This is a genomic window from Nocardia sp. NPDC049707 (assembly GCF_040674855.1).
Classification (GTDB): domain Bacteria; phylum Actinomycetota; class Actinomycetes; order Mycobacteriales; family Mycobacteriaceae; genus Nocardia.
On record NZ_JBFANN010000032.1, the window covers coordinates 34,922 to 54,178 of the forward strand.

19 protein-coding genes are annotated in these 19,257 nt (G+C 66.5%); 15 read left to right on the top strand and 4 right to left on the bottom strand.

What is annotated here, in order from left to right:
- Positions 1-97: 97 nt before the first annotated feature.
- Positions 98-2,539, top strand: a complete 2,442-nt coding sequence (locus tag AB0J29_RS25445) for an excinuclease ABC subunit UvrA (protein ID WP_364791243.1) — start codon at positions 98-100, stop codon at positions 2,537-2,539.
- A gap of 60 nt (positions 2,540-2,599) precedes the next feature.
- Here AB0J29_RS25445 and mscL read toward each other — a convergent pair whose 3' ends face one another.
- Both mscL and AB0J29_RS25455 read right to left on the bottom strand, forming a co-directional pair.
- Positions 2,600-3,049, bottom strand: coding sequence for a large conductance mechanosensitive channel protein MscL (gene mscL / locus AB0J29_RS25450; protein WP_364791089.1), 450 nt, complete (start codon positions 3,047-3,049; stop codon positions 2,600-2,602).
- Between the two features lie 177 nt (positions 3,050-3,226).
- Positions 3,227-3,961, bottom strand: coding sequence for an SDR family NAD(P)-dependent oxidoreductase (locus tag AB0J29_RS25455; RefSeq protein ID WP_364791092.1), 735 nt, complete (start codon positions 3,959-3,961; stop codon positions 3,227-3,229).
- Between the two features lie 246 nt (positions 3,962-4,207).
- Here AB0J29_RS25455 and AB0J29_RS25460 point away from each other — a divergent pair, with 246 nt between their 5' ends.
- From AB0J29_RS25460 to AB0J29_RS25490, 7 genes are all read left to right on the top strand, one after another.
- Entirely contained in the window at positions 4,208-5,029 is an 822-nt protein-coding gene (locus AB0J29_RS25460; protein WP_364791096.1) for an alpha/beta hydrolase, read from the top strand.
- A gap of 175 nt (positions 5,030-5,204) precedes the next feature.
- The gene (gene mshA / locus AB0J29_RS25465) at positions 5,205-6,641 is read left to right on the top strand and encodes a D-inositol-3-phosphate glycosyltransferase (protein WP_364791099.1); all 1,437 of its coding nucleotides are present in this window, start codon (positions 5,205-5,207) and stop codon (positions 6,639-6,641) included.
- Entirely contained in the window at positions 6,638-7,141 is a 504-nt protein-coding gene (locus tag AB0J29_RS25470) for a YbjN domain-containing protein (protein WP_364791102.1), read from the top strand. The genes mshA and AB0J29_RS25470 overlap by 4 nt, the downstream gene beginning before the upstream one ends.
- A 77-nt stretch (positions 7,142-7,218) precedes the next feature.
- A complete protein-coding gene (locus AB0J29_RS25475; protein ID WP_364791105.1) occupies positions 7,219-8,124 on the top strand; it encodes an ROK family protein in 906 nt (301 codons plus the stop codon).
- Between the two features lie 51 nt (positions 8,125-8,175).
- On the top strand, positions 8,176-8,913 hold the full coding sequence (locus AB0J29_RS25480) for a phosphoglyceromutase (RefSeq protein ID WP_364791108.1): 738 nt from the start codon (positions 8,176-8,178) through the stop codon (positions 8,911-8,913).
- 243 nt (positions 8,914-9,156) lie between these two features.
- On the top strand, positions 9,157-10,392 hold the full coding sequence (locus tag AB0J29_RS25485; RefSeq protein WP_364791111.1) for an ATP-binding protein: 1,236 nt from the start codon (positions 9,157-9,159) through the stop codon (positions 10,390-10,392).
- Positions 10,389-11,078, top strand: a complete 690-nt coding sequence (locus AB0J29_RS25490) for a response regulator transcription factor (protein ID WP_364791114.1) — start codon at positions 10,389-10,391, stop codon at positions 11,076-11,078. Before AB0J29_RS25485 ends, AB0J29_RS25490 begins: the two co-directional genes overlap by 4 nt.
- A gap of 168 nt (positions 11,079-11,246) precedes the next feature.
- On the opposite strand, the gene AB0J29_RS25495 is transcribed toward AB0J29_RS25490, so the two are convergent.
- Positions 11,247-11,579 (bottom strand): hypothetical protein, encoded by a 333-nt coding sequence (locus tag AB0J29_RS25495; protein ID WP_364791117.1) that lies wholly within the window; start codon positions 11,577-11,579, stop codon positions 11,247-11,249.
- A 67-nt stretch (positions 11,580-11,646) separates the two neighbouring features.
- Positions 11,647-12,510 carry a hypothetical protein gene (locus tag AB0J29_RS25500; protein ID WP_364791120.1) on the bottom strand — a complete coding sequence of 288 codons (864 nt, stop codon included), beginning with the start codon at positions 12,508-12,510 and terminating at the stop codon, positions 11,647-11,649.
- A gap of 160 nt (positions 12,511-12,670) precedes the next feature.
- Between AB0J29_RS25500 and AB0J29_RS25505 the strand changes: the two genes are divergently transcribed.
- The 7 genes from AB0J29_RS25505 (at position 12,671) to AB0J29_RS25535 (ending at position 19,056) form a co-directional block, all read left to right on the top strand.
- Positions 12,671-13,702 carry a Ppx/GppA phosphatase family protein gene (locus AB0J29_RS25505; RefSeq protein WP_364791123.1) on the top strand — a complete coding sequence of 344 codons (1,032 nt, stop codon included), beginning with the start codon at positions 12,671-12,673 and terminating at the stop codon, positions 13,700-13,702.
- On the top strand, positions 13,699-15,396 hold the full coding sequence (locus AB0J29_RS25510; protein ID WP_364791126.1) for a hypothetical protein: 1,698 nt from the start codon (positions 13,699-13,701) through the stop codon (positions 15,394-15,396). The genes AB0J29_RS25505 and AB0J29_RS25510 overlap by 4 nt, the downstream gene beginning before the upstream one ends.
- A 142-nt stretch (positions 15,397-15,538) precedes the next feature.
- Entirely contained in the window at positions 15,539-16,402 is an 864-nt protein-coding gene (locus tag AB0J29_RS25515; RefSeq protein WP_364791246.1) for a sugar phosphate isomerase/epimerase, read from the top strand.
- A 110-nt stretch (positions 16,403-16,512) separates the two neighbouring features.
- Positions 16,513-17,397, top strand: coding sequence for a thioesterase family protein (locus AB0J29_RS25520; RefSeq protein WP_364791129.1), 885 nt, complete (start codon positions 16,513-16,515; stop codon positions 17,395-17,397).
- 54 nt (positions 17,398-17,451) lie between these two features.
- Positions 17,452-18,288 (top strand): pyrroline-5-carboxylate reductase, encoded by an 837-nt coding sequence (gene proC / locus AB0J29_RS25525; protein ID WP_364791132.1) that lies wholly within the window; start codon positions 17,452-17,454, stop codon positions 18,286-18,288.
- Between the two features lie 309 nt (positions 18,289-18,597).
- On the top strand, positions 18,598-18,786 hold the full coding sequence (locus tag AB0J29_RS25530) for a helix-turn-helix domain-containing protein (RefSeq protein WP_040696222.1): 189 nt from the start codon (positions 18,598-18,600) through the stop codon (positions 18,784-18,786).
- A 168-nt stretch (positions 18,787-18,954) separates the two neighbouring features.
- Positions 18,955-19,056, top strand: a complete 102-nt coding sequence (locus tag AB0J29_RS25535) for an AURKAIP1/COX24 domain-containing protein (RefSeq protein WP_003402602.1) — start codon at positions 18,955-18,957, stop codon at positions 19,054-19,056.
- The last annotated feature ends 201 nt before the right edge of the window (positions 19,057-19,257 follow it).

Below are 19,257 nucleotides of genomic sequence, written 5' to 3' on the forward strand. Positions count from 1 at the left end.
CCGAGAAGTAAGAACGCACTGCTCGAAGCCGATGAGCTCGAGTGCGGCCCGCGCAACAGATGGAGACACGATGAGCACAGCATCGCGAAGCGATTCCATGAGGGGTGGCGGCCGGGTGAGGGGTGGACCGGTCAAGAAGACGGATACGCAAGCCCTGCACGCTGCCGACGGCCACGATCTGATCCGCGTGGTCGGCGCGCGCGTGAACAACCTCGAGGACATCAGCATCGAGATCCCCAAGCGCCGGTTGACGGTGTTCACCGGTGTTTCCGGCTCGGGCAAGAGTTCGCTGGTATTCGACACCATCGCCGCGGAGTCGCAGCGGCTGATCAATGAGACCTACAGCACCTTCGTGCAGGGCTTCATGCCCACCCTGGCGCGGCCCGAGGTCGATGTGCTCGACGGGCTGACCACCGCGATCATCGTCGATCAGCAGCGAATGGGTGCCGACCCGCGCTCCACAGTCGGCACCGCCACCGACGCGAACGCCATGTTGCGCATCCTGTTCAGCCGACTCGGGCAGCCGCATATCGGCTCGCCGCAGGCGTTCTCCTTCAATGTCGCGTCGATCAGCGGCGCGGGTGCGGTCGCGATCGAGCGCGCCGGGAAGACGGTGAAGGAGCGCCGCAGCTTCAGCATCACCGGCGGCATGTGTCCGCGCTGTGAGGGCCGGGGTTCGGTCAATGACATCGACCTGACCCAGCTGTACGACGACACCAAATCGCTGAACGAGGGCGCGCTGACCATCCCCGGCTACAGCATGGACGGCTGGTTCGGCCGCATCTTCACCGGCTGCGGCTTCTTCGATCCGGATAAGCCGATCAAGAAGTTCAACAAGCGCGAACTCAACGATCTGCTCTACAAGGAGCCGATCAAGATCAAGGTCGACGGCATCAACCTCACCTATGAGGGCCTGATCCCGAGGATTCGCAAGTCGATGCTGTCCAAGGACGTCGACGCGCTGCAGCCGCATATCCGCGCCTTCGTGGAGCGAGCGGTCACCTTCCAGACCTGCCCCGAATGCGGTGGCACTCGGCTCAGCGAATTGGCGCGTTCGTCGAAGATCGGGGGCATCAGCATCGCCGACGCCTGCGCCATGCAGATCAGCGATCTGGCCGAATGGGTCAGCGGGCTGCGGGAACCGTCGGTGGCGCCGCTGCTGACCTCGCTGCGGCACACCCTCGACTCGTTCGTGGAGATCGGGCTCGGCTACCTTTCGCTCGAACGGCCCGCGGGCACGCTGTCGGGCGGTGAGGCGCAGCGCGTCAAGATGATCCGGCACCTCGGCTCCTCGCTCACCGACGTCACCTATGTGTTCGACGAGCCGACCGCGGGCCTGCACCCGCATGACATCCAGCGGATGAACGAACTGCTGCTGCGGTTGCGGGACAAGGGCAATACGGTGCTCGTCGTCGAGCACAAGCCGGAGACGATCGTCATCGCCGACCACATCGTCGACCTGGGCCCCGGTGCCGGTGCGGCCGGCGGCACCGTCTGCTTCGAGGGCACCGTCGATGGGCTGCGCGGCAGCGGCACCATTACCGGTCGCCACTTCGACGACCGGGCCGCGCTGAAGGAGACGGTGCGAAAGCCCAACGGCGCGTTGGAGATTCGCGGTGCGTCAACGAACAACCTGCGCGACGTCGATGTCGACATTCCGCTCGGGGTACTCGCGGTCATCACAGGCGTTGCGGGCTCGGGTAAGAGCTCGCTCGTACACGGGTCGATACCCGCGGGCGCGGCTCAATTCAAGGGTCGCCGCGCAAACTCCACGGACGTGGTGTCCGTCGATCAGAGCCCGATCCGCGGCTCCCGCCGGAGCAACCCCGCCACCTACACCGGACTGCTCGACCCGATCCGCAAGGCATTCGCGAAGGAAAACGGCGTCAAACCGGCGCTCTTCAGCGCCAACTCCGAGGGCGCGTGCCCCAGCTGCAATGGCGCGGGTGTCATCTACACGGACCTGGCGGTCATGGCCGGTGTCGCGACCACCTGTGAGGAGTGTGCGGGCAAGCGGTTCCAGGCCGCGGTGCTCGAGTACCACCTCGGCGGCCGCGATATCAGCGAGGTGCTCGCGATGTCGGTGAGCGAGGCACAGGAGTTCTTCAGCGCGGGCGTGGCGCGCATACCGGCCGCGGAGAAGATCCTGGACCGGCTCGCCGATGTCGGGCTCGGCTATCTCACCCTCGGCCAGCCGCTCACCACGCTGTCCGGTGGCGAGCGGCAGCGGCTCAAGCTGGCCACGCATATGGCCGAGAAGGGCGGCGTATACGTCCTCGACGAGCCGACGACGGGCCTGCACCTCGCCGATGTCGAACAGCTGCTCGGCCTGCTCGACCGGCTGGTCGACTCCGGCAAGTCGGTCATCGTCATCGAGCATCACCAGGCCGTCATGGCGCATGCCGACTGGATCATCGACCTCGGCCCCGGCGCGGGCCACGACGGCGGCAAGATCGTCTTCGAGGGCACGCCCGCGGACCTGGTCGCCGAGCGCGCCACTCTCACCGGCGAGCACCTCGCGGCATACGTCGGCGCCTGATGAAAACCGCCCCCGCTCGGACGATCCGTGCGGGGGCGAAACATATTCGGCGCGTGGTGATTACCGCGTGGCGCTCGCCTCGACGAGTAGACCGTCCTTATCGAGCGATTCGGTGTCGACGGCCGAATCCCGCCGCTGCTCGGCGAGCAGATCGCGGATTTCGATGAGCAATTCGATCTGGGTCGGCTCGGCCACCTTGGCGGTGCCGAAGCGGTTGGTCAGCGTCTTCATCGGCACCATCAGCACGAAGTACAGCACCCCGGCGACCAGCACGAAGTCGATGAGCGCGGTGATGATCGGCCCGATCGCGATGAAGGTGGCCGGCTTATCGGCGACCAGCTGAAAGCCGAGGCCCAGCTCATTGGTCTTACCCAATACCGCGAGCAGCGGGTTGATGATCCCCTTTGTCACCGCCGTCACCACCGCGGTGAACGCGGTACCCATGACCACCGCGACGGCAAGATCGATGACGTTCCCGCGCATCAGGAAATCTTTGAAACCCTTGAGCATGAGCCGAGCAACTCCAATCTGGTTTATAGCGTTTCAAAGACCCGATGCTAACGTCCGCGCCCTGTCGGAGCGAATTTGCAGCAATCGGATCGGCGGCTGATCGCGCCGTTGTCGGCAAACGCCGTGCGATCGAATTCCGAGAAACGCTCGAATTCAGATGGAGTATCGCCGATCCGGTCAGCCGCGGCGAGCGAAGCGGCCCGGACCGGCCTGGTCACGGGGCTTGATGATGATCTGGTCCAGATTCACATGGGACGGTCGCGACGCCACGAAACCGATGATCTCCGCGATATCCTGCGCGACCAGCGGATCAATGCCCTCGTACACCTTGGCCGCACGCTCGGCGTCCCCGGCGAATCGAACCAGCGAGAATTCGGTTTCCACGGCGCCGGGCGCGATTTCGGTGAACCGCACCGGCTGGCCGAGCAATTCGCCGCGCAAGGTGCGATGCAGTACGGCCTGCGCATGTTTGGCCGAAGTGTAGCCGGAGCCGTTGTCGTAGGTCTCGAAAGCGGCGACCGAGGTAATGGTGACAATGAGCCCGTCGCCCGAGGCGATCAGCTTCGGCAGCAACGCCTTGGTCACCCGCAGTGTGCCGAGCACATTGGTCTCCCACATCCAGCGCCAGTCGTCCAGATCCGCCTCGATCACCGGGGCCAGACCTTTCGCGCCGCCGGCATTGTTGACGAGCACATCGGCGTTGTCGATCGCATCGGCAAAGGCGCGCACGGAATCTTCCGAGGTCACATCGAGTTCGAGTGCGGTGCCGCCGATTTCGTCGGCGATGCGCCGCAACCGATCGAGCCTGCGCGCGCCGACATACACGTGATAGCCCTGTTGGGCGAGTTCCCGGGCGGTGGCTTCACCGATTCCCGAGCTGGCTCCGGTGACGATGGCGGTGCGAATGCTCATACTGCGATCGTAAATGCGCAGAATTCACCCACCCCAGCCAGCTTCGCTGGTCTGCGATCCCCCGGATTTGCCGAACGCTGCGCGGCAGGATGAAAACGCAAGTCCTGATTTCGTGAGGACATGGGTAACTCGCCGGGTACGCCCAAAACCAACCTGACACAAAACCGCCGGTCCGGATGTGAACTCGCGTGGCACCCGACGACCGGCAAGAGGCTCGGGGAGGCGGTCTAGCCTAGCCTTCGGGATATGGCTATTCGAGAAGCGGTCAGTGCGGACGGAACGAGCATTGTCTATCGGGTCGGCGGTCCGGCCGGCGGCAGGCCGCTGGTGCTGGTACATGGTTGGTCGGCCAATCTGCAGTGCTGGGGCGCGGCCGCGGACGAGTTGGCCGAGCGCTTTCGGGTGCTCGCCGTCGACCTGCGCGGTCACGGCTATTCCGGGGCCCCGGAGACTGGCTACGACGATCCGAAGAACTGGGCCGCCGATATCGCCGCGGTGCTCGCCGCCGAGGGCATCGAATCCGGTGCGGTGCTGCTCGGCTGGTCCTACGGCGGCATTGTGATCAGCGACTATCTGACTGCCTGCGGCACCCGCGCGGTCGCGGGCGTCATCTACTCGGGTTCGATGGCCAATATCGGCCGCGCACCCGGTGCGGCGACCGGCCCGGCCATGCAGCAGGCCGTTCCCGGCGTCTTCGAGGAGAGCGCGGCGCGCGCGTTGCGTGCGTTCGGTGCCTTCGGCAATGCCAATACCGGACCCGATCCGGATAAGGGCGTCGACGCGCAGCGCATCTTCGGCGCGAGCCTCGGCACGCTGCCCCGGGTGCGCAAGGCGCTGTTCTACCGGACCGCCGACAACACCGAAACGCTACGCGCCCTGGATATTCCGGTATTCGTCCTGCACGGAACCAAGGATCCGGTCGTGCCGATCGAGAACGGTCGCTACATCCTCGACGCGGTGCCCGATGGTCGCGCCTCGTTCTGGGAGGACGCGCAGCACGGGCTGTTCATCGAGGATCGCGCCCGCTTCGTCGCCGAGGTGAGTGCGTTCATCGACGGTTTGACTTAGCCGTCCGAAATTCGCTGGCGGCATGCGTACGGCTCGAACAGACTGATCGTGTCCCGGCACCGAGATCAGTGCCGGTGGATTTCGTGCACCGTCCATCAGAGCCCTCATGAGGCTGCTGTGACGGCTGTCACTTGGCCCGGTTGCGGTGTCTGAGTTGGGCAATCCAACGTGCACTATGGATGGTGTGAGTCAACGCCCGGACCTACGGCCGAATCGGATTGCCGTGTTATCGGTGCACACCTCACCACTTGCTCAGCCGGGTACCGGCGACGCGGGCGGCATGAACGTCTACGTGCTGCAAACCGCCATTCAGCTGGCCCGACGCGGCACCGAGGTCGAGATTTTCACCCGGGCCACCTCCTCGAACGTGCCGCCGGTCCAGGAGGCGGCCCCGGGGGTCCTGGTGCGCAATGTGGTGGCCGGCCCGTTCGAGGGGCTGGACAAGCGCGACCTGCCGACCCAGCTGTGCCCGTTCACGGCCGAGGTGTTGCGCCAGGAGGCCGGACACCTGCCCGGTCACTACGATCTCGTCCATTCGCATTACTGGCTCTCCGGTCAGGTCGGCTGGCTCGCGCGCGATCGCTGGCGGGTGCCGCTGGTGCACACCGCGCACACGTTGGCGGCGGTGAAGAACGCGGCGCTGGCCGAAGGCGACTGCCCCGAACCCGCGACCCGCGAGATCGGCGAGAAGCAGGTGATCGCCGAGGCCGATCGGATGGTCGCGAACACCGCAGAGGAGGCGCGTCAGCTCGTCGAGCTGTACGGCGCCGATCCCGAGCGCATCGATGTGGTGCCGCCCGGCGCGGATCTGACGCGCTACCGTCCCGGTGAAAAGGCCGCGGCCCGAGCCGAATTGGGCTTGGCGAACGATGAGCGGATCGTCGCGTTCATCGGCCGCATCCAGCCGCTCAAGGCCCCGGATGTATTGGTCCGCGCGGCCGCCGAACTGCTGCACCGCGACCCGGCGCGCAAGCTGCGGGTGCTCATCGTCGGCGGCCCGTCCGGCACCGGACTGGAGCGCCCCGACGCGCTGATCGAACTCGCCGCCGTGCTCGGCATCGCCGAGCACGTCACCTTCCTGCCGCCGCAACCACCGGACCGCCTGGTGCAGGTGTATCAGGCTGCCGACCTGGTCGCGGTGCCCAGCTACAACGAATCCTTCGGTCTGGTCGCCATCGAGGCGCAGGCCAGCGGCACCCCGGTACTCGCGGCCGATGTCGGTGGACTCGGTACCGCCGTGCGGCACGGCGAGACCGGCCTACTCGTCCCCGGACACCGGACGCCGGACTGGGCCGATGCCCTCGGCCACCTGCTCGACGATGGCGAGCGGCTGCACCGGATGGGGCTGCGCGCGGTCGAGCACGCCGCGCGCTTCTCCTGGGAGCACACCGCAGACGGACTGCTCGCCAGTTATTCGGCCGCGCTGACCGATTTCCGTGCGCTGCGCGCCGGTCTCGGTGCGGGCCGGCGCGAGGTCTTCGAGGCCGCGCTGGCCGAGCTGCCCGGGGAACGCACCAGCCTCGCGGGTGAACGCAGCGCTGTTCTCCTCGGCGAGAGCAGTCAGGCCAGATCGCGGGCGCTGTGGCGGCGCCGGACGGGAGCGCACCGATGAGCACGGCAGCCGCGACCGCACAGCTGATCGACGAAACGCTGCGCGACCGCGACATCGAGTACACCCATCCCAGCCAGGAGACATTCGTCGTCATCCTGCCCGGTGAGCGCAAACTGAAGACCACCGTGATGCTCACCGTCGGAAAGCACGGACTACGCATCGAATCGTTCGTCTGCCGCAAGCCCGACGAGAACTTCGAGGGCGTCTACAAATTCCTGCTGCGCCGCAACCGCCGCCTCTACGGTGTGGCCTACACCCTGGACCGCGTCGGCGATATCTACCTCGTCGGCCGCATGGCCACCCACGCCGTCACCCCCGATGAACTGGACCGGATCTTCGGCCAGATCCTCGAGGCCGTCGACGCCGACTTCAATGTCCTGTTGGAACTCGGCTTCGCCGAATCCATTCGCCGGGAATGGAAGTGGCGCGTAGCGCGCGGTGAATCGCTGCAGAACCTGCGCGCCTTCGAACATCTGGTCGAGGCCGCCGACCAGCCCTGATCGCGCGCGGGCGGATCCGGTATCGGCGACAATCGCATTGCGGGAATGGGTTGCGAGGCACAGGAGGCTGCCCGGCGATGATGGTTCTTGCTCTGGATATCGGCGCGACGAAATTCGCCGCCGGTGTGGTCTCTGTGGGCCGGGAGGTACGCGATGTGCGGCGGGTCGATGTGCCTCGGGCAGCGGTGTGGCCGGCGTGCCGCGACCTACTGCTGAAAGTGGCCGGTGACACTCCGGTTTCGGCGATCGGGATCGGTTCGGCCGGCCCGGTCGATGTGCGGACCGGGGTCACCAGTCCGCTGAATATTCCGGAATGGAAGTCGGGCTTCCCGATCGTCGCCGAGGTCCAGCGGCTGTTCCCCTCCGCCGCAGTGCGATTCGCCATCGACGGGGCCTGTCTGGCCCTGGCCGAACATCACATCGGCGCGCTGCGCGGCATTCCGAACGGCCTGGCCATGACCGTCTCCTCGGGCATCGGCGGCGGCATCATCGCCGACGGCCGGGTGGTGCTCGGGCGCACCGGCAATGCCGGACATGTCGGCCATATCGTGGTGCCGGGTTGGGATGTGCCGTGTGAATGCGGCGGCGTCGGCTGCGTCGAGGCGATCGCCAGCGGCATGTCGTCGGTGCGCTGGGCACGTGAACAGGGTTGGCGCGGCGAGACCGGCGCCGGACTGGCGAAGGCCGCGCACGCCGGCAATGAGATCGCGCTGGCCGCGCTACATCGGGCCGGAACCGCACTGGGTACCGCCATCGCCTCCGCGGCCGCGACGCTGGATATCGATCGGGTGGTGATCGGCGGCGGCTTCGCGCAATCGGGTGAACCGCTCTGGGAACCGCTGCGCGCGGCGCTGGGCCGGCACGCGGGCTTGGACTTCCTGCGCGAGCTGCGGGTGGTGCCTTCGCAAATCACCAATGGCGCCACCCTCGTTGGCGCGGGTGTGCTCGCCGCGGGCCACGATACGGCCGATGCCATCTCCTGAGCAGTGGGAACGGATGCGAGCCCGGTTCGCGCACATGCCAGAATGGCCTGCATGACGTACACCCTCGTGTTGCTGCGCCACGGCGAGAGCGAATGGAATGCCCTGAACCTTTTCACCGGCTGGGTGGATGTGCACCTGACCGATAAGGGCATCGCCGAGGGGAAGCGCGCCGGGGCGCTGCTGGCCGAACACGGCATCCTGCCCGATATCGTCTACACCTCGCTGCTGCGTCGCGCGATCAGTACCGCGAACATCGCGCTGGACGCCGCCGACCGGCATTGGATCCCGGTCGTGCGCGACTGGCGCCTCAACGAGCGCCACTACGGCGATCTGCAGGGCAAGAACAAGGCGCAGGTCCGCGACCAGTACGGCGACGACCAGTTCATGCTGTGGCGGCGCAGCTACGACACCCCGCCGCCGCCCATCGACCCGGCCAACGAGTACAGCCAGCAGGACGATCCGCGCTACGACGGCATCGACGTCCCCAAGACCGAATGCCTGCTCGACGTGGTGAACCGGATGGTCCCGTACTGGGAGTCGACCATCTCCAAGGATCTGGTCGCGGGCAAGACCGTTCTCGTCGCGGCGCACGGCAATTCGTTGCGCGCGCTGGTCAAGCACCTGGACGGGATTTCCGATGACGAGATCGCGGGCCTGAACATCCCCACCGGCATTCCGCTGCGCTACGAGCTGGACGAGAACTTGCGCCCGGTTCGCCCGCGCGAATACCTGGACCCCGAGGCCGCCGCCGCGGGTGCCGCGGCCGTCGCCAGCCAGGGCGGCAAATAGGCACTTACCCACCTCAACGCGCCGCGACCGGCGTCGGTCGCGGCGCGTTGCTGTTCCTTGCCCCACCCCCCGTCGAATGCGAACCGACCGAAGCCGGACGCGATCTGCTCGGGAAAAGGCTCGGGGAGGCGGGGGAGAACAACGCGTAAACAAGCGGCTAACGGTCCTGGAAGTGCCCATGACCTGCGTGAAACTTCGCGTACCCCGAGTTGGGTTGTCGGTCGGCGACCGTACGATTCAAGTGTGAGTGTTTCCCAGGCCGTTCTGCTGGCAGTCCTCGCGGCTGTCGTCGGCCTGGCAGTCGGCGGGCTACTGATCCCGTTCATGAACGCCAGGCAGGCCGCCCGCAGACAGGAAGATTCCGGTCTGACCATGTCGCAGGTGCTCGACCTGATCGTGCTCGCCTCCGAGAGCGGAATCGCGGTCGTCGACGAGTACCGCGATGTGGTGCTGGTCAATCCGCGCGCCGAAGAACTCGGCCTGGTCCGCAACCGGCTACTCGACGAACGCGCCTGGGCCGCGGTGGAGAAGGTGCTCGCCACCGGTGAATCCGCTGAATTCGACCTCACCGCGAAGAACCCGATGCCCGGCCGCAGCCGGATCGCGGTGCGCGGCGTGGCCAGGCAGCTATCGCGCGAAGAGACCAGTTTCACTGTGCTCTTCGCCGACGACGATTCCGAGCAGGCCCGCATGGAGGCCACCCGCCGGGACTTCGTCGCCAATGTCAGCCACGAACTCAAGACCCCCGTCGGCGCGATGAGCCTGCTGGCCGAGGCCATGCTGGAATCGGCCGACGACCCCGCGGCGGTCCGGCACTTCGGTCAGCGTGTACTCGGTGAATCCCGGCGCCTGGGCAAGATGGTGACCGAGTTGATCGCGCTCTCGCGACTTCAGGGCGCGGAAAAGCTACCCGAGCTCGAGGTGGTCGACGTCGACACCGTGGTCATGCAGGCGGTCGATCGCTCCCGCACCACCGCCGAGGCCGCGGGCATCACCGTCAGCACCGATCACCCGAGCGGACTCGAGGTACTCGGCGACGAAACCCTGCTCGTCACCGCGCTGTCCAACCTGGTGGAGAACGCCATCGCGTACTCACCGACCGGCTCCCACGTTTCGGTGAGCCGCTCACTGCGCGGCGATCACGTCGCGATGGCCGTGACCGATCGCGGCATCGGCATCGCCAAGGAAGATCAGGAGCGGGTGTTCGAACGTTTCTTCCGATCCGATAAGGCGCGCTCACGCGCCACTGGTGGCACCGGGCTCGGCCTGGCTATCGTCAAGCACGTGGCGGCCAACCACAACGGTGAGATCACCCTGTGGAGCAAGCTCGGCACTGGATCGACGTTCACCCTGCGAATACCTGCCCACCATGAATCCGACGGCGAAGAAGAGGTCGACGGGACCGAGGTGAGCATGAGAGAAATACACCCGCGCCCCACGGGGCCGGGCAGACCGAATGGTGTGGAGGCACGCAGATGACGACTGTTCTGATCGTCGAAGATGAGGAGTCGCTGGCCGATCCGCTCGCGTTCCTGCTGCGCAAGGAGGGCTTCGATGTCACCGTCGTCGGTGACGGACCATCGGCGCTCGCCGAATTCGACCGCTCCGGCGCCGATATCGTGCTGCTCGACCTCATGCTGCCCGGCATGAGCGGCACCGATGTGTGCAAACAACTGCGCACCCGCAGCGGTGTCCCGGTGATCATGGTCACCGCGCGGGACAGCGAGATCGACAAGGTGGTCGGCCTGGAACTCGGCGCCGACGACTACGTCACCAAGCCGTACTCGGCGCGCGAGCTGATCGCCCGCATCCGGGCCGTGCTGCGCCGCGGCGCGGGCGATGAACTCGACGGCGGCAATGAGAGTGGTGTGCTCGAGGCCGGACCGGTCCGGATGGATGTCGACCGCCACACCGTGCACGTCAACGGCAAGCAGGTCACCCTGCCGTTGAAGGAATTCGATCTGCTCGAATATCTGCTGCGCAATTCCGGTCGCGTGCTGACCCGCGGCCAGCTGATCGACCGTGTCTGGGGCGCCGATTACGTCGGCGATACCAAGACTCTCGATGTGCACGTCAAGCGGTTGCGCTCGAAGATCGAGGGCGATCCGGCCAAGCCGGAGCACCTGGTCACCGTCCGCGGCCTCGGCTACAAGCTCGAGGCTTGATCCGAAGCCGAAGAACCCATGTTCTTACGAAACGTAGCAACTGATTTCGTAAGAACATGGGTTACTTGTCGGGCACGCCCGAAACGGACGGTGGGCTGAACCGCAAGTCCGCGACGCAACTTGCCTGCACTTACCGATCGGCAAGAGGCTCGGGGACGCGGGGGAGTATCAGGGCAGGTAGACCCAGGTGGGGCCGAGACCGGGGACGTCGTTCTTGCGCAGGGTGATCCAGCCGAGATCGTCTTCCTGCATGCAGTCGTAGACATCGGCCGCGCTGGTGCCGCGGCAGGCGATGGTGCGAGAGACGCCGTACGGGCTCATGATCAGGTTCTTGCCATTGGCCTGGGCATTGATCGCCTCGGGGGCGTTGGCGGGCAGGAAGTCGGCGGTGAAATCGGCGTACTTGGCCGGGTCACCGTTGGGTTCGGCGTGCGCGGCGCCGGTCAGCGCGGCAGTGGCGCCGAGCGCGATAGCGGTCAGGGTCAGGGCTTTCTTCACCATGACCGCATCCAACCCCATTCGAGTGAAGCCCGCATAGCGGGGAGGTGAATCACCCGCATTGCAAACCTCACGCCGACTGGTCGGCGATGGGTTGGTCGGGTTTCATCCGGTCGGCATGGACGGTCGCCGGATGGATCGCGATCAGGCCGAGTCCCTCGCGCCGCTTGCAGTGTCTGGCCAGCTCTTCGTAGGCGGGTGCGCCGAGCAGTTCCTTCAGTTCGGGGGCGTAGGACTGCCACACCGGACGGGCGCCGACATGGGCGTCGGGTGAGCCGGAGCAGTACCAATCGAGATCCTCGCCACCGGGACCCCAGCCGCGCCGGTCGTATTCGGTAATGGTGGTCTTCAGGATCTGTACGCCGTCGGGACGATCCACCCAGTCCTGGGTGCGCCGGATCGGCAGCTGCCAGCACACATCGGGCTTCACCTCGAGCGGCTCGATGCCCTTGCGCAGCGCCATGGTGTGCAGCGCGCAGCCGACGCCGCCGGCGAAGCCGGGGCGGTTCAGGAAAATGCACGCACCGTCGAAGCGGCGGGTGCGCAGGGCGGGCTCGTCCTCCAGCTCGTCGAGTTCCAGATAGCCCTTCTTGGTGATCTTGCCGTCGGCGTCGGTGGCCTCGTCCATCAGCTGCCAGTCGCTCGGTGTGAGCATTTTCACAGCTTTGGTCAGGCGCTTGCGATCGTCGGTGTCGGAGAGGAACGCGCCGTGCGAGCAACAGCCGTCATCGGGGCGATCGCTCAGAATTCCCTGGCAGGCCGGAGTTCCGAAGACACACGTCCAGCGCGACAGCAGCCAGGTCAAATCCGCGACGATCACATGCTCGTCGTTTGCTGGATCCACGAATTCGATCCATTCACGGGGAAAGTCGAGATCGACCTCCGGCGCCGGATCGATCTTCCCCGCTGGTCGGAGCCTCTTGGAGCCACTCACGACTCCGCCTCGCTGACGCTCGGCTCCGTCGTGCGCGATGCGCGCTGTAACATGGTTTGCTCGCTTCGCTCCCTCGCTTTTGCGCCTACCGTCACACTTCAGGACGCTAACAGTTCAGTCGCCTGGGCTAAAGGGCCGGTTCACCCAGTACCGTATTCATGTGCGGCTTGGGGTACTCGATGTTGGAAGCAATACTGTCCACCTGCTTGTGGTGGACGCCCATCGTGGTGGTCACCCGATGCCGATGAGCTCCACAAAGGCCACCCTCCGGCTGTCGGAGAATATGGATTCCGACGGTCGCATCACCGTTCAGGGGGCCGAGCGGTTGATCGCGACGGTCGCGGAATTCGCCAGCATCGCCGAGACTTCCAGGTGCGTCGAACTGATGCCGTTCGCAACTTCCGCGCTGCGTGACGCCGCGAATTCCGATGAGGTACTCGCCAGGGTTCGCGCCGAAGCGGGCGTCGAACTGCAGGTGCTCTCCGGTGTCGACGAGGCCCGGCTGACCTTCCTCGCGGTGCGTCGGTGGTACGGCTGGAGCCCGGGTCGGATCCTCAATCTCGATATCGGCGGCGGCTCGCTGGAAATGACCAACGGCGGCGACGAGGAGCCCGATGTCGCGCTCTCGTTGCAACTCGGTGCGGGACGGTTGACCAGGGAGTGGCTGCGCGAGGATCCGCCGGGTAAGCGCCGCGTCGCGGTGCTGCGCGATTGGCTCGACGCGGAACTCGTCGCACCGGCGAAACAGCTGCTCGATGCCGGGAAACCAGATCTCGCGGTGGGGACATCGAAAACCTTTCGGTCGCTGGCCCGGTTGACCGGAGCGGCTCCTTCTTCGGCCGGGCTGCGGGTGCGCCGTACACTCACCAGCTCAGGTCTGCGCCAACTGATTGCCTTCATCTCGAGAATGACGGCGGCGGACCGTGCAGAATTGGAAGGCGTAAGTTCCGATCGGTCACAGCAATTGGTGGCTGGTGCACTGGTCGCGGAGGCGAGTATGCGGGCACTATCGCTGGATACCCTCGAGATTTGTCCGTGGGCACTGCGCGAGGGACTCATCTTGCGCAAACTGGATACCGATATGAACGGCGGACCGAGCGCGACGGCAGTGCCGGGTGCCGTTGTGGAAACGAGCGGTAAGCCGGTGCCCGGCGGCGGTCTATCGGGCCCGATCGAAACGGTGTCGTCATGAGTGAGGATTCCAAGCAACTATCGGTTGCCGAGCTGCTGGCACGCAACGGTCAGCAGGGCGCGGCATCGCCCGGTGGCGGCGGACGGCGGCGGCGCAGTGGCCGCGGCATCTCGGTGGCCGAGCTGACCGGTGATCTGCCCGCCATTCCGGCCGGCGGCGGCGGTGGCCATTCGGCGCACGCCGCACCCGAGGACGAGGAACCGGCCTACGAACCACCCTCGTACGAATCCGCCGGATACGACGGGTCGGATTACCAACCCTCCGGTTTCCAGTCCGGCGGGTACGCGTCCGGTTTCGAAACGCCCGCCCCGGAACCGACTTCGTACGCCGCGGCGGATCCGGCACCGTACGCCGCACCCGAATTACCCAACTACTCGCCGATGTCGGGCCCGATCACCCGCTACGACCCGCTCTCGGGCTACGTCGCGCCGGAGGCGCCCGCCGATCCGCTGCCCGCGCCGGGATGGTCGAGCCGGGCCATGCCGGGGCGGGAAATGCCGGGTCCGGATGTGTCGCGACGTGCCGCACCCGCGGATCCGCTGTCCGCGCCGATATCGGATCTGTACGCCCCGGCGTCCGATCCGTTCGCGCGTGATCCACTGGCCGATGCCGCCCCTGCGCTCGACTCCGGCCGCCCCGGCCGCCGCCGTCGGCATGCCGAACCAGACGATGAGACCACTGACGTACAGCCGATGCCTGAACTCGGTCACGGCATCGGCCGCCGCGGCGCGGACGCCCCGCCCGACCCGCAGCAGAACGGCGCGAGACTCGGAGGTCGGGCTGCCCGGCGACGGGCGGCGGAGGCGGCCGAGGCGGCGGAGGCGGCCGAAGGACCCGCGACTGTGGGATGGTCGCCGTCCACCAATGGCTTCGCCCCGGAATCCGCCCCGCTGCCGATGTCCCCGCCGCCGGATGGTCTGTCGCGATCGGGGCTCGACCGCGACGCCTATCCCGAGCCGCCGGATCAGCGCAGACCCGCACGACGGGACCGCCCGGCCGACGGGGCTCTGCCCGCCTGGTCGGTGCGAAGACATGTACCGCCCAAGAACAACGCGCCCGAATCCGAGGGCATCCCCACCGCCGCGTGGTCGCTGGCCAGTCAGGATCAACAGCTCGTCTCGGGCCAGACCGTGGCCGGCGATCTGCTGCGCGACGAAGTCGAACGCGCCGAGGCGGAGCGGGCGAACGGACGCGCCGCCGAACGCAACGGGCGAGGACGACGCGGCCGATCCAAGCGCGACACCGGTCCCGCCGAGCCGGATGAGGGGTACGACGGTCTAACCGATGTGTACGAACCGTTCCCGACCGATGATGCCCTCGATGACGACGAGGATTTCGACGACGACGATGTCGATTCGGACCATTCGTTCGCTTCCCGCCTGTCTCCGAGACGCGCTCGCTCGCGGATCGCACGCAGGTCGGAGTACGACCCAAATCGCCGGCAATGGATGATTCTGGGCGGTCAGAGCACCGGCGCCGCGGTCGCCGGAATGTTGCTTTTCAAGGGTTTCGAGCGCATGTGGGAAATGCTGCCCTGGGTGGCGCTGTGCCTGGCGATGGTCGTGATCCTGGGGCTGGTGGCGCTGGTGCGAATACTGCGGCGCACCGATGACATCACCAGCACGGTGATAGCCGTCGTCGTCGGCATCTTCGTCACGCTCGGACCGCTAGCCTTTCTACTCAGTACAAACTGAGCAGGGAGCGGCTGTGGGGAACATCGGGCAGGCGGACGACACCAGATCGGCGAGCGCGACCGGGGGACGCGCTCTCGATCCCGAGGTGCGCACCGAATCCGGTTCGCCCGTCGAAGCGGCCGGTGGATCCCACGGCCAGCAGATCCGCGTCGGCCTCTCGACGGCCTCGGTATATCCGCAGAACACCGAGGCGGCCTTTCGATACGCGGCCGAAATCGGTTACGACGGTATCGAATTGATGGTCTGGGCCGAACCGGCCAGCCAGAGCATCGCCGCGGTGCAGGCATATTCCCGCAAATACGGTGTGCCGGTCCTGGCGATCCACGCACCGTGCCTGCTGATCTCGCAGCGGGTGTGGGGTTCGGATCCGGTGGCCAAACTCGAGCGCAGTGTGCGCACCGCCGAGGCGCTCGGTGCGGGCACCGTGGTGGTGCATCCGCCGTTCCGCTGGCAGCGCAGGTATGCGCAGGGCTTCGCCGATCAGGTTGCCGAGTTGGAGGAGCACGGTCACGTCATCGTCGCGGTGGAGAATATGTTCCCCATGCGCGCGGACTCCCTCTTCGGTCGCAAGACCGGGGCGGTGAAGCGGCTGGAGCGTCGCGGCGGCCCCGGTCCCGGCGTGACCGCATTCAGTCCGTCCTACGATCCGACCGATACCGGATTCCGGCATTACACTCTCGATCTCTCGCATACCGCGACCGCCGGTGCCGATCCGCTGGCCCTGGCCGCGCGGATGGGCACCGGCCTCGCGCACCTACATCTCGCCGACGGCCGCGGCGCGGCGCACGACGAGCATCTGGTGCCGGGCGAGGGCACTCAGCCCTGTATCGAGCTGTGCGCGGCACTGCTGCGCTCCGGTTTCGCCGGCCATGTGATCGCCGAGATCAATACCCAGAACGCGCGGACCACCCAGGACCGCGCGGGCATGCTGAACCGCACGGTGGACTTCGCCAGAACACACTTCAACGCACCCGCTCCGGCACCGACGCACGCCAACCGGGTGTGACCGCCGCACCGATCTGTCGGCGGAGGGGAGTTCCGACTCGCTAATCCTTCGTTCTACGCTGTACGAATGCTGTGTCCCGTCGACGCGGCCGACCGACGACAGGAGTGACGATGCCGGAGCTGACCGCCGACCTCGAGCAAGCCATCCCGACGGCCGCACCCTTCAGCCGGGTGTGCACACTGACCGAACTGCTCTCGGCCAATCCGGATACCGGCCGCTACCTGGGCATCATCGACAAAATCTGGACCATCGGGCCGAAGGTGCACGGCGGCACTATGGTTGCGGCCAGCGCCGCCGCGGCCACCCGCTGGCTGCGCGCCTCCGATCCGGCTCTGGTTGCCATGGCCCCCATCGCGGCGAGTTCGGACTTCCTCGGCGCACCCGAACCGGGCGAGGTCGAGTACGAGGTGCACATCCGCAAGGTGGGCCGCCAGATCTGCCTGGTCGATGTGAACCTGATCCAGAGTGGGCGCACGCTGGCGCGCACCGCGTTCACCTTCGGTCATCTCGACGATGCCGATCCGATCTACGCGCCGCAGCACGGTGATATGGCGGTCGAACCGCCCGCCGATGCGGTCGGATACCGGGATTCGCCGATGGGCAAGGTTGTCCATGTGGCGCAGGGCGCCGAACTGTTCATCGACCGGGACTGGGCCCGATTCCTCGACGGCGCGAAAGGTGAACCGCGCCTGCGTCTTTGGATGCGGCCATTCGAGGGCGATCAGCGGGATCCGGATGTCGCCATGTACTTCGCGATCATGTCCGCCGATATGAGCCCGCCGGTCCCGGTGAATCTCGGCCACTTCGGTTGGGCCCCGACGGTGCAGATGACGACCTATCTGCGCCGCCGGCCGGCCCCCGGCTGGCTGCGGATCATCGCGACCAGCCATGAGGTCGGTGAGCGCATGTTCGACGAGGACCAGCTCGTTCTCGACTCGACCGGTGCGGTGGTCGCACAGAGCCGTCAGCTCGCGCTGGTGCCGCAACGGCGATAGGGCTGGTCTTGCCCTGCGCCGAGCCGATACTGCCGCGCGACTAGCCTTAGGCCCATGACGAGAGTTGCGGTGATCGGTGGCGGTCGCATCGGGGAGGCGTTGATTGCCGGATTGCTCGATTCCGGGCGGGCGGTGAAGGATCTGGTCGTCGTCGAGACCCATGCCGATCGGGCCGAACTCATCGGCGACCGTTTGGGCGTGCGGGTCACCGATTCGATCGCGGACGCGATCATCGGTGCGGATATCCTGGTCATCGCCGTCAAGCCGGGTGATGTGGATGCCGTCATGACCCAGCTCGGCAAGGCCGAACTCGACGTCGATCGTGATCAGATCCTGGTGTCGCTGGCGGCGGGTGTTCCGACGGCGCGCCTGGAGAACAGGCTGCCAGCCGGCTTCCCGGTGGTGCGGGTGATGCCGAATACCCCGATGCTGGTCGGCCAGGGCATGAGTGTGCTCGCGCCGGGCCGTTACGCGCGGTCGGAACAGCTGGCCCAGGTGACCGAGCTGCTCGCCGCGGTGGGCAAGGTGGCGACGGTGACCGAGGCGCAGATGGATGCGGTGACCGCGGTCTCGGGTTCCGGACCCGCGTACTTCTTCCTGGTGGTCGAGGCCATGATCGATGCCGGTGTCGGGCTCGGCCTGACCCGCGACGTCGCCACTCAACTCGTGGTGCAGACCATGATCGGCTCGGCCGCCCTGCTCGAGAGCTCCGGACAGACCGCCGTCGAGCTGCGTGCCGCCGTGACCTCGCCGGCGGGCACGACCGCCGCCGCGGTGCGCGAATTGGAGCGCGGTGGGGTGCGCTCGGCCTTCCTCGAGGCTCTGCACGCGGCACAGCAACGATCTGCCGAGCAGGGTGCCAACGACGGTGTGGGCGCCAGCGCTACCTGAGGCGTCCCGGGTGTGCGGTGACCGAACGCTGTGCGTCGATGGGATGACCGGTCGGTTCCCTGCATGTAAACCTGATTTCTCACACCCGTCGCAGTAATCTCACTGGTCCCGCTAAGCTTCAAGGAGCACGTGCGTGTCTGTTCCGCCGGTGGGGAAGCCGGCGGCGCGGACGTGCCGGAGGTCAGTGGTGCGATGATGTCTAACAAGATGTCTGCGAATAGCTCAGGAACGTCGCCAGGAAGTTCCGGACCATCGGGTGGCCGGGCTGGTTCCCGGACCCAAGGCGGTTCGGCGGCTCCGTCGCAATCGGTGCTCGGCGGAGGTACCCAGTTCCTCACCGTCGCCGAGGTTGCGAATCTCATGCGGGTGTCCAAGATGACGGTGTATCGGCTGGTGCACTCGGGTGAGCTGCCCGCAGTACGGGTCGGTCGCTCGTTCCGGGTGCATGCCAAGGCGGTGCACGACTACTTGGAGACGTCCTACTTCGACGCTGGGTGAGGCGATTTCATCAGCTTATCGGTGTCCCGGTAGGATGAACCCTCGGTTCGTGTGCGCCTGCCGGCGGCACCGCTTTGTGGTGTCCGGTGCCAGCTAGCGGCGCGGACGCTGAAATAGGCGTACGTGATTGGCGTGCGCGCCGAGTAGAGAGAACGCGAGGACAACCCTATGGGTTCTGTGATCAAGAAGCGCCGCAAGCGCATGTCGAAGAAGAAGCACCGCAAGCTGCTTCGCCGCACGCGTGTTCAGCGGCGCAAACTCGGCAAGTAAGTCCCGCCGTAGCAACAGCTCGCAGGTCGCTCGAAACGATCAGTGCGTTAGCTGGAGGGCCCGTCACCGATTGGTGGCGGGCTTTTCTTTTTGAAACAGCGAATTTTGAAAGCCGCTCGTGTTTCGGGTGACTGAAGTCATCGTTAGAAGCTGGTTAATACTGGCTGCGCGTCGGAGTCGACCGGTTACTCTGGTACCGCA